The 13,679-nt window shown below is 54.0% G+C and carries 15 protein-coding genes; 3 read left to right on the plus strand and 12 right to left on the minus strand.

The window, feature by feature from the left end:
- Nucleotide 1: 1 nt before the first annotated feature.
- From H2Z33_RS14365 to H2Z33_RS14420, 12 genes are all read right to left on the minus strand, one after another.
- A complete protein-coding gene (locus H2Z33_RS14365) occupies nucleotides 2-1,213 on the minus strand; it encodes an ADP-ribosylglycohydrolase family protein (RefSeq protein WP_063134917.1) in 1,212 nt (403 codons plus the stop codon).
- Nucleotides 1,210-2,610 carry an extracellular solute-binding protein gene (locus tag H2Z33_RS14370; protein ID WP_039270003.1) on the minus strand — a complete coding sequence of 467 codons (1,401 nt, stop codon included), beginning with the start codon at nucleotides 2,608-2,610 and terminating at the stop codon, nucleotides 1,210-1,212. Before H2Z33_RS14370 ends, H2Z33_RS14365 begins: the two co-directional genes overlap by 4 nt.
- 14 nt (nucleotides 2,611-2,624) lie before the next feature.
- Nucleotides 2,625-3,524: a carbohydrate ABC transporter permease gene (locus H2Z33_RS14375; RefSeq protein ID WP_047741187.1), complete on the minus strand. Its 900-nt coding sequence runs from the start codon at nucleotides 3,522-3,524 to the stop codon at nucleotides 2,625-2,627.
- A complete protein-coding gene (locus tag H2Z33_RS14380) occupies nucleotides 3,524-4,447 on the minus strand; it encodes an ABC transporter permease (RefSeq protein ID WP_223825259.1) in 924 nt (307 codons plus the stop codon). The genes H2Z33_RS14375 and H2Z33_RS14380 overlap by 1 nt, the downstream gene beginning before the upstream one ends.
- 121 nt (nucleotides 4,448-4,568) lie before the next feature.
- Nucleotides 4,569-5,807, minus strand: a complete 1,239-nt coding sequence (gene rbsK / locus H2Z33_RS14385) for a ribokinase (protein WP_063134918.1) — start codon at nucleotides 5,805-5,807, stop codon at nucleotides 4,569-4,571.
- 752 nt (nucleotides 5,808-6,559) lie between these two features.
- On the minus strand, nucleotides 6,560-8,893 hold the full coding sequence (locus H2Z33_RS14390) for a primase-helicase zinc-binding domain-containing protein (RefSeq protein WP_063134919.1): 2,334 nt from the start codon (nucleotides 8,891-8,893) through the stop codon (nucleotides 6,560-6,562).
- Between the two features lie 14 nt (nucleotides 8,894-8,907).
- Nucleotides 8,908-9,228, minus strand: a complete 321-nt coding sequence (locus H2Z33_RS14395) for a DUF5375 domain-containing protein (RefSeq protein ID WP_063134920.1) — start codon at nucleotides 9,226-9,228, stop codon at nucleotides 8,908-8,910.
- Nucleotides 9,225-9,485 carry a hypothetical protein gene (locus H2Z33_RS14400; protein WP_063134921.1) on the minus strand — a complete coding sequence of 87 codons (261 nt, stop codon included), beginning with the start codon at nucleotides 9,483-9,485 and terminating at the stop codon, nucleotides 9,225-9,227. Before H2Z33_RS14400 ends, H2Z33_RS14395 begins: the two co-directional genes overlap by 4 nt.
- A gap of 71 nt (nucleotides 9,486-9,556) precedes the next feature.
- Nucleotides 9,557-10,018 (minus strand): hypothetical protein, encoded by a 462-nt coding sequence (locus tag H2Z33_RS14405; protein ID WP_063136081.1) that lies wholly within the window; start codon nucleotides 10,016-10,018, stop codon nucleotides 9,557-9,559.
- Nucleotides 10,011-10,295, minus strand: coding sequence for a hypothetical protein (locus H2Z33_RS14410; protein ID WP_063134923.1), 285 nt, complete (start codon nucleotides 10,293-10,295; stop codon nucleotides 10,011-10,013). Before H2Z33_RS14410 ends, H2Z33_RS14405 begins: the two co-directional genes overlap by 8 nt.
- A complete protein-coding gene (locus H2Z33_RS14415) occupies nucleotides 10,288-10,848 on the minus strand; it encodes a host cell division inhibitor Icd-like protein (protein ID WP_063134924.1) in 561 nt (186 codons plus the stop codon). The genes H2Z33_RS14410 and H2Z33_RS14415 overlap by 8 nt, the downstream gene beginning before the upstream one ends.
- On the minus strand, nucleotides 10,845-11,111 hold the full coding sequence (locus H2Z33_RS14420; protein WP_063134925.1) for a helix-turn-helix transcriptional regulator: 267 nt from the start codon (nucleotides 11,109-11,111) through the stop codon (nucleotides 10,845-10,847). Before H2Z33_RS14420 ends, H2Z33_RS14415 begins: the two co-directional genes overlap by 4 nt.
- Before the next feature lie 561 nt (nucleotides 11,112-11,672).
- Between H2Z33_RS14420 and H2Z33_RS14425 the strand changes: the two genes are divergently transcribed.
- From H2Z33_RS14425 to H2Z33_RS14435, 3 genes are read left to right on the plus strand one after another with little or no spacing between them, the layout of a single operon-like run.
- Nucleotides 11,673-12,416, plus strand: a complete 744-nt coding sequence (locus H2Z33_RS14425; RefSeq protein ID WP_063134926.1) for a hypothetical protein — start codon at nucleotides 11,673-11,675, stop codon at nucleotides 12,414-12,416.
- Nucleotides 12,417-12,418: 2 nt separating this feature from the next.
- Nucleotides 12,419-12,637 carry an ogr/Delta-like zinc finger family protein gene (locus H2Z33_RS14430; protein ID WP_063134927.1) on the plus strand — a complete coding sequence of 73 codons (219 nt, stop codon included), beginning with the start codon at nucleotides 12,419-12,421 and terminating at the stop codon, nucleotides 12,635-12,637.
- Nucleotides 12,638-12,651: 14 nt separating this feature from the next.
- On the plus strand, nucleotides 12,652-13,206 hold the full coding sequence (locus H2Z33_RS14435; protein ID WP_063134928.1) for a phage polarity suppression protein: 555 nt from the start codon (nucleotides 12,652-12,654) through the stop codon (nucleotides 13,204-13,206).
- Nucleotides 13,207-13,679 lie beyond the last annotated feature (473 nt).

Consider the following 13,679-nt stretch of genomic DNA (forward strand, 5'->3'; position numbering starts at 1 on the left):
GTTACTCTCCTCGCCCGGCGGTGTGGCCTGGCTGCAATAATGGCATGACGTGCTGGCGGTAAAGCGCCGCCGCAGCGAGATCCTGCTGGATAATGCTTTGTGCTGATTTGCTGAAGCGCAGCGCGGCCGTACGCAGATCCAGGTGGTTGGCGCTATCAATACCCGCCAGCACCTCAGGTTCGACAATGGCTTCCCCGTGCAGCGCGCCTAAAATCGCGCCGCTCATCACCCCGATAGAGTCGGTATCACGGCCTGAATTGATGGCGTCTTCCACCGCCCCGCGAAACTCGCCTTCGCGCAGCAGGCAGAAGGCCAGCGCCATTGGCAGTTCCTCAATCGACATCAGGCGCGAGGGCTGGTAGGCCATGGTGGGGACGCCCGCTTTTTCCGGGCCGTGCATCAGGTCATCTCCCATCGGTGAGAAGGGCAAAAGCGCATCGTGCAGGGCGTCAACGACCTGTTGATAATCCCATGCGGTTCCACGGTAGCGACGCGCGACGTCAAGCGTTGCCGCGATGGCCTGGCGGGTGCCGTCTTTAGCCAGTTTCAATGCGATGTTGGTGATAGCCTCAATGGTGATGCCAGGAATAAATGCCGCTGCAACGCAGGCGGCGAAGACCCCGGCGGCCTCCAGCCCATAGCTCTGCTGATGCCCCTGGGTGAAATTAATGGCTTCCTGGTAAGCTGCCTCAGGGTTGCAGGCATTAATAGCTCCGATGGGGGCGGCATACATGGCTGCGCCGCAGTTCACCATATTGCCCACGCCGCCCTGGCGCGGATCGCAGGCGGCCAGTTGCAGACGATGGAAGATCCATTTTTCCGGATAAAACAGGCGCTCAATAACCAGCGCTTCCCGATCCAGTTCCGGCACCCAGCGCGGTTCCCAGGCAATCTTCCGCACAAAAGACTCCCCCATATCCCACGCATCAACGTGACGGCCCAGCTCGCTGTAAACCTCCATCAGGCAGAGTGTCATCAGCGTATCGTCGGTGATGATACCGTTGCCGCGTACGCGGTTGTTGCGCCGTGCGGACGGCTCGTCCATCCGGTGCCAGCGCTGGTGGATGGAGGTGACGCGGCCATATTTCTCCGCGATTTGCCGGGCGGAGAGTTTCTCAACCGGTCCGCCTAAGGCATCACCGAACGCCACGCCATACAGCATGCCCAGAATGCGGGACGTGAACGATAAATCAGCGGCTTGAGTAACGGTCATTTTAATTTTTCCTCTGCATATTCGGTCATGGCGTTTCCACCTGCGGCTTTCCAGGCGCTGACATACTGATCCCACTGATCAAATGACGCTTTGCCAGAGACAAACTGGTACGCCCACTGGTTATAAATACTGCTGGTTGAGTCGATGGCGGCGGCAAACGACGCCGGGAAGATAAAGGCGTTATCCGCCGTAAAATAACGTTGTGAATTGTCGATATAGCGCAGCATCGCAGGCGTCCGCCACTCCACCGGCGGCTTCCAGTTGGCGGCCTGGATAAACCGCGGATACCAGGCATTAATTTTTGGCGTCACGTTTATCGTGTTGCCCTTACGAACGTAGTGCGTGTTCTCGAAGCCCATCTGCTCCATCATTTGCCCTTCCGGGCTTGCCAGAAAATCGAGCAGGATCATCACTTCCTTTTTATGTTTCGAGAGCGAGGACATGGCAAAGCCGCGCGTTTCCATGGAAACATCTGTCGCCGCCAGCCCTTTACCTGCCGGGCCTTCGGGTGGGTCGAGCAGGGTGAGGGTGGCGTCAGGATGGATCTGGCGCATCTTTTCCTGGTACACGCCGACGTTGCCCGGCGATGAGACGGATACCACGCCAACCTTGCCGGTATAAAACTCATCCTCTTTTAGCTCCCAGTTGGTGGTGATGTACTGGGAGGAGAGCAATCCTTTCTGATACAGCGAATGGTAGAACTCCAGCTTGCTCCGCTCCTGCGGGCTTATCTGGGCGTTGATCAGCTTGCCCTGATCGTCCTTGAGCCAGGTGGCGTGAATGCCAAACGCCGGGTTCATAAAACCGTCGAGATCGCGCAGGTCTTTCTCGGAGGTGATCCCCCAGCTATCCGTCTTACCGTCGCCGTTGTAGTCACCGGCGTGGATCGCATTGAACAGCGTGACGTACTCCGCCAGCGTTTTGGGTGATGCGCTGAATCCGCTCTTCTGTAACCAGTCCTCACGGATCACCGGCTGGCGCGCGCGCAGGGGAAAGACATACAGCAGGGTCGGATGGTTTTGCAGGCGAAGCCGGTTGTGCGGCCACAGCGCCTCTTTCAGATAGCGGGTTTGCGCAATCCACGGACGCCAGTCTTCAAGAATGCCCTGTTCGACCATCTTCTGGTCGCTGCCGTTGAAATAGATCAGATCAGGGATGGTGCCGGAGAGGAGCATCACGTTCAGCACGTCGGAGTAGCCGGAAGACGACAGGTTGACGATCTCAATGTGGATATCGTGTCCCTGGCGTGCCAGCGCCTGCTCGATTCGCTGAATATGCGCGACATCTTCGCGGTTGGTGGTCAGCAGATCTTTTTCCACAATCCGGATAGTGACCGGCTCGGCCCAGGCGGCCTGGCATAACAGCAGGCCGCAGGCGATTGCTGTGAATAATTTCATCGTCATCGCTCCTGTTAACCCTTCACCGCGCCGGACATGGTCCCTTTGGTGAAGAAGCGCAAAATAATCGGGTAGATGGCAATCAGCGGGGCGATGGTTAAGGTGATCATCCCGGCTTTCAGCGCCTTGATGCTGATCTGGCTGGCATCGGTGTAGTTCGACATGCTTTCGACGCCTACCATCGCCAGCTTATCGCCCTCGACGACAAACTGACGCAGCACCACCTGCAACGGCCATTTGTCCGGGTCGTTGAGGTACACCATGGCGCGGAAAAACTCGTTCCAGTGCAGCACCATGTAAAATAACGTGATCATGGCAATGGACGATTTGGCGACCGGCATAATGACGTACCACAGCGTCTGGAACGGGTTCGCGCCATCGAGTTCGGCGGCTTCCAGCAGCTCCTCCGGGATCTCTTCGAACAGGCGAACCAGAATAATCAGGTACCAGGCGAAGACGGCGCGATACAGGATGACGGACCAGTAGCTGTTCAGTAGCCCCAGCTTTTTCATCACCAGAAAATCGGGGATGATGCCCGGCTCAAAGACGATGGTGAACAGGACAAACATAAACAGCCAGCGGCGTCCCGGCAGGCGTTTTTGCGCCAGCGCCCAGGCCAGCAGCACGGTGAAAACTACGTTGATGATGGTGCCCACCACGGTAATCAGCATCGCATTGCCAAACCCGCGCAGCACGGCTTCGTTGGTCAGCAGCAGCTTCCAGACGTCCAGCGAAAAGCCCTGCGGAATAATTTCCAGGCCGCTCATGCCGGGCACGTTTGCCGGGCTGGAAAAGGATATCGCCACCAGGTTGAGGATCGGTTGTAGCGTCACGACAACCAGCAGCATCAGTACCGAGAGAATGAGCACGTATTCGATGCGCTCAAAAGGGGTGCTTCGTGATGAGTTGCGCATTACCAGACTCCTTTACCCGTCAGGCGTTTTGAAACGTTATGTGCCAGCACGATAAGGATCATGCCGATCACGCCTTTGAATAACCCTGCGGCGGTCGCCAGCGAGAACTCCCCGGTGCGCAGGCCCATGCGGTAGACGTAGGTGTCGATGATGTCTATCTGACCGTTCACCACGTCGTTGGTCATGTTGAAGACCTGATCAAAACCCTGGCTCAGGAACAGCCCGACGTTGAGGATAAACAGCGTGGCGATGGTCGGTGTGATAGCGGGCAGGGTGATGTGCCAGATTTTGCGCCAGCGCCCGGCACCATCCATTTCCGCCGCTTCATACAGCTGTGGATCGATGGCGAGGATCGCCGCGATGTAAAGTAATGAATCCCAGCCCGCGCTGCGCCACATTTCAGTGAATACCAGTACCCAGCGGATAGAGCCGCTGTCGGTCATAAAGGGGATCGGATCGTAGCCCATCGATTTAATGATGTCGTTAACCGCGCCATCAACCGGCGAGAGCGTGGCAATCGCGATACTGGCGATCACCACCCAGGAAAGATAATGCGGCAGATAAATCACCGACTGGACAAATTTACGGTAACCGGATGAGCGCACTTCATTGAGCAAGAGCGCTACGATAATGGGAACCGGAAAAATAAAAATCAGCTTCATTGCGCCGATAATCACGGTGTTCTGTATCACCTGCCAGAAAACAGGGGATGACATCAGCGTGGCAAAATACTGCATCCCGACCCAGATATTCGGCGGGATAATACGGTACTGCTCAAACGCAATTTTGGTTTCCCAAATGGGTAAATAGTGCCAGATAAAAAAATAGATAACTCCAGGCAGGGCCATCACGTAGAACGGCCACCACCGGCGTAACGTCTGGCGGCAACGTGCCATGCGGGATAGTGTTTGCTGGTGAGGCATGTTATTTACCTGCGGTATCGCGCCGCCGGGTTTAGATTCTGTCAGGGCTTTCATCGGACATACTCCCATTACTGAAATGGTTGTCGTGAATATAATCTGTGTTTGCAGAAATATGCGTGCGTTAAATTTTCTCGGTGAGAATTTTTTTATCGTTATATTGCGCGAGGCGGGTCAGGACATCTTTATATTCGGGCATATTTGATGCGCCTTCTTTTTCGACGGCCAAAGACGCGAAAGCACAGGCAAATTTTGCTGCATGAATAATGGATTCCCCTTTCGCCATCGCGGCGGCGAATGCGCCGTTGAAGGCATCGCCAGCACCGGTGGTATCCACACATACGGCTTTCAGCGCCGGGATATGAATAAATTGCTCACCGTCATAAATAAGCGCGCCTTTCGCTCCCATGGTGATGATGACGTGACCTACCCCTTTCACTTTAATGGCTCTGGCGGCTTCCTTCGCGCTGGCAAGGTCCACGATATGAATGCCGGACAGCAATGAGGCCTCAGTCTCGTTTGGGGTCAGAAAGTCCACGTTCTTCAGGCAGCTAACCACATCAGATGACCAGGGGGCAGGGTTCAAAACCACCTTAATCCCGTTACGGCGGGCAATTTCAATGGCCCGAAAGGTAGCGGTTAGATTATTTTCCAGCTGGGTTAAAAAAATATCTGCGTTTTTCACTTCAGGGGTAATAGCTTCAACTTCATCGGCTGTAATGGACCGATTGGCCCCAGGGCTGATGGCAATCATATTTTCACCATCACTTTGACAAACATAAATAAGCGCGGTGCCGGTTTTCTGATCTTTATCCTGATAAAGCGTGAAGCTGTCGATAGCAGAAGATGAAAGATGTTCAAAGGCCATCTGACTAAACTGATCGTTACCCACCTTACCGACAAAATGGGTTTTAACATTGCATTTGCTTACGGCCAGCGCCTGATTGGCGCCTTTGCCGCCGGGTCCAATAATGGTATTTTCGGAGAAAATAGATTCTCCGCTTTGCGGGAAACGATCGACATTAGCAATAATATCAACGTTGAATGAACCCAGAATACAGACTTTACCTTTCATCTTTCGCCCTTTATGTCGGGATTTGATCGTTTTTCTTGACTGCGCGGAGTCAAAAAAATGAATGATATTGCTATCTAAATTATTGACTGATTGGGTATGAAAAATACGGCGTTTGATAATTGCCCCACCGTGGCATCGCTCAATGCCGCCTTCCTGCGCTAATAAGTTCAGGTCGCTGCGAATCGTTTCCCTGGTGACGTTAAATACTTTCGCAAGCTGATTCACCATCGCCCGTTCGTACCTGTTAAGCCAGGTCAAAATTGCATAATGCCGTTCTTTATTGAGCATAAGGTCACCTCTGTAGTTATATTATTGTTTCCTTGTTGTTAATGTTTTGGAGTTGTTCACAGATCGTTCGATAAAACAAAAGGAAACGGAAATATATGAGGTGATAACTATTTAATATCAATTGGTTATGTTGATTGCGTTAAGGGGGGTTGGGCTTTGATTTGCAGTGCGGGGATTTCAGCGATGGCATGGGCCATGACGCAACGTTAGATTTTTCTCGGGCGCTTTAGCACGCAGAACATTGGTGTAGGTCTGGGGGGCTGTGGCTGATCCGGCATGAACTGGAATACCTGAACGTATAGCGATAATCGCCGGACTAAGTCGAATGGCTCGGAGAACGACAGACACAAAAAAGCCCGCAGGGCTTGCGCCGTGCGGGCTTTCAGGACTTCATCGGATGACTCTGGTAATCACCGATGGAGAATTTTGGTGGGCTGGCGGAGTCTGAATAATATTCTCAACTTAATGTTTTTATTGTTTATTTTTCAATTCAACTTTCATTGGTATACCTAAGCGTATACCAATGGCGATTTGTAGCAATGTTTCCTGTGGTTAATCGAACTTGTTTTTGAATAGATCACATCATGAAAAAAACTTTTTTTACAGAAAACTGTTCACACTGTTCACTCGCCACTTTTTACCATTTATTTCAGTGGTATACGCGGTGAATAGTCCGTGAACAGTGAACACTTTACTGTTCACTTTCCGGGATTACAGGCAAAAAAAGACCGGCTGATGCCGGTCCGGGTAGGTTATATCGCTGGGGTTTCGTCGCACCGGGGCAGCCAGTCGGCGTTGCTTTCGTCCCTGAGCGCGAGATTGGTCTGCATCCCCTGATTCGTTCGCCGCTTGCCGTAATTCAGGCCGTACTCTTTCAGCATCGATGACAGCCCTTTGCCGAACATGGTGAGGCTGAGCGTGTTCTTGTAGCCGTGTGCCTCCATATAGACCAGATAGGCGTGATACAGATACAGGCGCGGCTGTCGCGGAACAATATTCGCATTCCCCATATACATCCCGTCAGGCTCGGGCAGCGCCTCCAGATAGCCGCAAAAATCAAACGTCGGATCGGCGTCGCGCTTGATGCTGAGTGCCTCGTCTGAGTTCTGCTGAGACTGGAGCAACGTGCGAGCGGTCATCGGGTCGCTGAACTGCTGCATGAGCTGGCGAACAATCACAGCCAGTTCACGTGCGATTTTGTCCTTAAGCTGCGGGTCGCGCTCCTCCGGGGCGATTTGCTCCGGGAAGTGGATGATGACACGGCGACGGGACACACCGCCGCTGCGGTCAGTGAAGCGCATCGGGTTATTGTTCACGGCAAGAATCACCGCCGGGATATAGGCCGAATAGGCGTCGCGGTATTTCGGGTCAACCGATACGGCATCGCCGCCGGTGATGGCCTTGAGTCCTGCGCCGTCACCGCTCCATTTCTCCTGGTCAGGCAGGCGTATCAGCGAGAAGCCAATCAGCGCCGCGCGCTCACGTGGTGATTCCAGCGTCTCAATGGTCGCTGACGTGGCGTTGTCCTCCCCGGCGAGCATGGTCGCTATTTCGGCCAGAATACTTTTCCCGCTGCCACCGGGACCGGTCACTTCGAGGAAGAGCTGCCAGTCGTAGCGGTTCGCCAGCACCATAAACAGCGCGGCGAGTATCACGTCACGTTTATCGGCACGCGAACCGGCGGCGCGGTCGAGCCAGCGCCAGAAATTCGGCGCGTGCGTCTCCAGCGTTTCCCCCTCCACCGGTGGGGTGAAATCCACGTCGCACAGGGTGCGCAGCCAGTGCGATTTGCTGTGAGGGCTGAATACGCCGGTGAGGGTATCGAGTACACCGTTGCGAAAACCAATCAGACGGCGCGCCGGTGCGGCCTGCTGGGGAATAATCAGTTTCAGGGTATCGATCACGGAGGCAATTCTCCCCGAAGAGAACGGGGCGCGCAGTCGCTGGAACAGCCCGGCCACGTCGCGCGCAAAGTCCGACGGCGGGATAATTTTCCACGTCCCGGCTTCATAGCGGGACAGGAGCTGGCCGTTGGCGTCCACGGCCAGCGCTTCGCCGTAATGCTCATGCACCCGCATTGCCTTTTCACTGGTACTCATGGCGGTAAATTCCGCCTCACTCATTGTATCGAACGGGCTTTGCGCCGCTGGCCGGATGGCACCGTAAATCGCTTTGCGCGTGGCGTCCTCGCCCTGCTGCATAAACGCATCATTCCAGTCACCGAACACCGGCGGGAGAGCAACCGTGCCCTCACAGGCATGTGCGGCTGCTGCGGCTTTGGTCTGGCCGTTCCCGCTGAGGTCACGGTCGGCGGCGAGGACAATCTGACAGGCCGGGAGTTTCTTACGGGCAAGGCTCGCCAGAGAAAGGAGGTTCACGGACGAGAGCGCCACCATGACGGTTTCACCGGTCAGGTGATGCACGGTGAGCGCGGTCGCATAGCCCTCCGCTATCCACAGCCGTTTTTCCGCCTCTTTTTTCCCCTCGATAAGGTGATACGCCCCTTTCACCGCTCCGCCTTTCAGGGTGCGTTTGAGGCCGTCAGAATTAATAAGCTGAACGTTAACCACCGCGCCGGTATCGTCCTGCAGGGGCACGATGACATCACCGGCGCGGTAGGTCACTCCGCCGGTTTTGTGCGTGGTGGTCAGCGTCAGGCATTCGAGCGCAGGAAAGCCCTTGCGGGTCAGGTAGACGTTGCCGGTGGCCGGGCGGGTTTTCTCCAGAAGCTTTGCAGCAAGCGCCGCAGCGGCTTTGCGGCTGGCATCAGTTTCGGCCTCGGTGGCGGCAATAATGTCCTCAGCAACCGGCGGCAGGCTGCCGGTCAGGGCGCTCACCTTTCCGGCGGCCTCGGAGGGCGACACGCCGAACACCTTTTCGACCAGCTTAAGCCCGTCACCCGCGCCGCACTGGTTGCAGAACCACGTCCCGCGCCCCTCTTTATCATCAAAGCGGAAGCGGTCAGAGCCGCCGCACACCGGGCAGGCCTGATGGCGGTTTTTGATGACCGGCACACCCAGCGCCGGAAGAATGCGCGGCCAGTGGCCGCACGCCTGTTTTACGGTTTCCGTTACGTTCATTTTCATCGTTACTTTCTCCCTCAGTGTGCAACCGGCGCGGCGATATGACGGGCGCAGAGTTCATCCATGACGGCCATCCCGAGAAAGGACAGCGACGGCGCGGCTTTTAATGGTCCGGCTTCCATTAAATCTTCGAGCAGCGCACAGGCAATCTGACGGCCTTTTTCCTCGCCGTGCTGGCGCAGATAAAACCCTTCCAGCTCGGCGGCCATGGCTTTTTCCAGCGCATCGAGCGTGAGCTGAGGATAGCGGTGCTGACGGGCGCACAAATTCAGCCAGGCACAGGCGACCGCACGGCGATACAGCGCAGCGCGAAGAACGGGCGTGAGCGGTTGTTTCATGCCTTAGCCTCCCGGGTCAGCCAGCGCTGACCGCAGTGGTCGACCACACCGTCAAGCTGTGCGGTCATGAGGTAAATGACCGAGGCGAGCTGAGTCTGGTGCATCCGGTCACGAGACAGGGTCGTACTCTCCTGTTCCTGCATCATATCGCCGACGAACTGGCCGACATTACGAAGGTGTTCCAGACATTCGAGGTCACTCTGACTGAACGCGGCAAGGCGCTGATTTTGTATTAAAGCCGGGTTATTAACAGGCATGATTCCGTCTCCTGAGCACGTGCGTATCCCTGCGCAGATACGCACATTTTATTTTTGGGTGTCGTTTTTAATTACAGATAATGGCGGTAGCTGTTATCCGGTTTAATTTCCGTTTCCGTTTCCGTTTCCGTTGCGAAATTATTCCGCCATTTTCGCGCCACCGGCGCGGGACGCCTGACCGGGGTAATATCGCCTCGATAAATATCGAGATTTCGCGCCCGGTATTGCTGTAATTCCGGGGCAGCGGCGATTTCACGTAAGACAGCGTAACGGTTTTCAGGGCTGCGCTTAAATACGTCCGGCCGCTCACAGGTAAAGTCCCGCAAAAAACGACTGAGCGGAATTTCTGCCATACCACCAGTAGCGATAATACGGATGAGGATGGTGTAGGTGCGGCGGTAGGGATTCCAGACCAGTCCCGGACAGCGATACGGCATATCCCACGGAATGCCGTCGGCAAGCACGCCCGACACCACCACGTCAGGAAAACCTGAACAGCGGTATGTTTCACCCGGCTGAGGGAAATCAAACATGGTGCTCACCTCCATTCGCTGACGGCGCGACAAAATCCCGACACAGCCCTTTGGCCTTGAGTTCATCAAGCACATAGCTGATGTCCTCATGCAGATAGCTGAAAATATGCGGGACGGAAAGCTGGTGCAGACCGGAGAGTTCACGCTGTTTCAAATCCAGCCCGACAAAATGCGTCATGGCGCTGGCGCGGTTCAGTTTGTGGAAAGCCTCAAGGCTGAGATGTTCCTGAGCGTCACGACACGCTGAGAGGGTCTGAGCAGCAGATTGATTACGCATGGCACACCCCCGCAACCGGCAGACGGGCGGCAAAGGAAAGCACGTAATCACGCACGAGAGAAAGACGTGCGGTCTGTTCGTCACCTGCAACGGTGCGGAGCATACAGATTCGGGGCTTACGGTCTGCGCGGCGAACGGCGGCAAACACAAAGATAAATTTGGGGTGTGAAGGGGTGAGGATCGTAGCCATAAGGGCAATCTCCATTGAGTAGCGGTTATTGCTACCACTGGAAACGCCAATTTCACTGGTGGTAGCCCGAACGGGGTTGGCGTAACCGGCCTCAATGAATACCGGCCAGCCCGAAGGCTGCCCCGCCCGAGCTACCATTATCTGACAGAAACCATAGTGTCCGTATAAACACCACAGTCCAAAAAATGGATGAGCCTGAGCAACGACATAAAAAAAGACGCATAGCGCGTCCGTTGTCGCCATTGAGTTACACGGAACGCCAATTCCGGCTGCCGATTTTGCGACAGCGGGAAAACTGTACCAGGAAACACACAACAGATGCAAGCCAGAAAAAGGGGCTTTTGGAAAACGTGTCTGTTTCATGCGTCACATTTCCGGTTGCGATGAGCAATACGTTCCGCCATCCATGCGGTGACTTCGGACTGGAGCCAGGCGACGTTTTTGCCCCCGAGGGAGACCTGCGCCGGGAAAGCGTTACGGGAGATTAAATCGTAGAGTGTGGAACGGGATAGGCCGCACTGATGGATCACTTCAGGGAGACGCAAAAAACGTTCCTGAGTCGGGGCTGAAACTGGCATTAAATGTTCGCCAGAGCGGGAAGATGGTACTGATAAAGCCGTGTGCATAACGCTACCTCATTAATATCCACAGAGATCCGAACGTATCCGTCCGGAATCGGGTAGCTCTCTATTTTGTGAATATTTTCCCTGAATGCAACAAGGGGCAATTATGTAAGAGTCCAAACTACACGGATGAATTTTATACGAAAAAAGTTCGAAAGGTCTCTAGTGGTCTCTAGTGGTCTTGAGTGGAGATATATATACCCTTTTGTTTCGTAAAAATGAGTATTATCTATTTATTAATAGGTACAAACCATCAAAAAGAGAAATGCGTTATATCCACTCAGTGAACAGTAGTGAACAGTAGTGAACAGTCGGTGAACACTTCACTCTCAACTGTTCACCTCTTAACTTACTGTATTAAATCTATTTTTATTTATAGTGAACAGTAGTGAATAGTTATAGTTAAAAAAACAAACAGATAAGGGTGATTTTCCTGCGATCTTTCTCTGGCCAGCCGGATTTTAAAGTCCTGTTTGTGCCAGAACTGCCACAACTACAATGAATCGAGATGTTGTGTGAAGAAGGGCAGAATCATTTCATGTAGAACATACGGAGAGCCTGAACATGAAACCCGAAACAATCATTTCTGCCCTGCAGAACGTTGCCGCTAAACAGAACGCGGAAAGCGAGAAACACATCACCGCTAAACTGACCGTATTCACTGCGGCCAGAGACGCCCATGCAGCCAGCATGGAAAAGCTGAAAGAGATTGATACATCAATTGAACGCTGTAAGCAGGAGCGACAGACCGCTCTCAATGAGAGCGCAGAGGCGGAACAGGACTGGCGCAGTCGCTTCCGTACCCTGCGCGGTAATCTCACTCCTGAAATGAAAGCGGAACACAGCAAGCGTATCGCCAGTCGGGAGCTGGCCGACGAATTCACCGGCCTGATTGCGGAGCTGGAGACTGACCGGGGTCGTGCCATGCTGAATGCCTGCTCCACCGGCAATAAATATCGCTCTGCACATGGCGAAGCATTTACCGCTTACGCCGGGGCGGAATGGATTAAGGCGATCAATGCTGTTCCCGTCGTGCTCATCCGCGCTTTCCTGCTGCGCATTCGTGCCCTGGAAATGAATGGGGAGAGCGCACCGCAATCTGTGACCATCGGTGAACTGCGTGATGCCCTCAATCGTCAGGGCAGTCTGTATAACTTCGATATGAAACAGGAGCCGGTCTTATCCGTGACGGGTATGCAGCGGCCGCAAATTACCGGCGTGGATATGGAGCTGTTACGCAGTCCACTTAAGCGAAACATGCTCGCCAAAAAGCTGGCTGAACATGACGGAACTAAGGCGGGGGCATAAGTATGTTTCACTGTCCGTTCTGCAAAACCAGCGCGCACGCCCGCACCAGTCGTTATCTGTCTGAGAACGTCAAACAGCGCTATCACCAGTGCGTGAATATCGAATGCTCGGCAACTTTCCGCACGCTTGAATCCGTTGACGGGATTATCTGTTCACCGCCGCGAGAGCTGGTCACCCCCGAATCTGCACAGGCAGCCACCGTTAACCGTGCCGGCGCTTAACAGGAGAAATTAACGTGACCACACTGACGCTACAGAAAGCCTTTGAGACCTGCCAGGCAAACAATTCAACCTGGCGGCAACGCAGGGAAGAACTGACGCAGGTCGAACAGACATACCGCGAACAGCTTGCCGGTGACGGGCAGAGCCTGCAAAGGCTGCGTGAGATTATCGGGGTGAAAAAATGGGAAATTAACCAGGCTGCCGGTCGCTATATTCGGTCGCATGAGGAGGTGCAGCGCATCAGCATCCGTAACCGGCTGAATGATTTTATGCAGGCACACGGCGCGGAGCTGGCCGCCGCCCTTGCACCCGAGCTGATGAATTATTCCGGGCAACACCCCGCCGTTCAGGATTGCGCCATGAAGCACTCGGTCGATTATCTGCGTGAGGCACTCAATGTCTGGCTGGCCACGGGGAAAAAAATTAATTATTCCGCACAGGATAATGACATTTTGACGGCCATCGGATTCAGGCCTGACGCGGCTTCGCGAGATGATAATCGTGAAAAATTCACACCTGCACAAAATCAGAATTATGTCCGAAAACGCGCGGAACTGGCCGCACAGTAGGCCGCTCAAAAATTCCCGAAAATCCCGCCATTTTTCCGTAAAAAAGCCATGCATCATAAGGTGCGTGGTTTTGCATGTGTTTTACCTGCACTGAATCCCCCGCCAGCGCCAGCACTGGCGCGCCCTGAGACGGGTCATGCACCTGCATTAAAAGCGACCCTTTAAGCGGGCAGGCGTGGCGGGGAGAGCATTGCGCGCAGTGTCTATGCCGAATTTTCTAAGATGGCTGGAGGTAATGTTAGGTGGATGAACTTAAATTGTGAGTTTGTTAGAAAGACTAATTTATTTTCATTGATTTATGTGTTGTCGCTTTGGGATTCCATTCAAAGAAGGAGCAGTAAATTAAGTGATTTTTGTGTTCATTAAACGACCAATTGAACCAAGGAAAAATTACCGTTAAAATTAGTAGGAGTTTACAGGGATGTGACTGTATATGATTGAGTTGTAGGTTAAATGACGTTCAATTTACTCAT

Origin of the sequence: Enterobacter sp. YSU, from assembly GCF_016082135.1 — a bacterium.
GTDB classification, from domain to species: Bacteria; Pseudomonadota; Gammaproteobacteria; order Enterobacterales; family Enterobacteriaceae; genus Enterobacter; species Enterobacter hormaechei_C.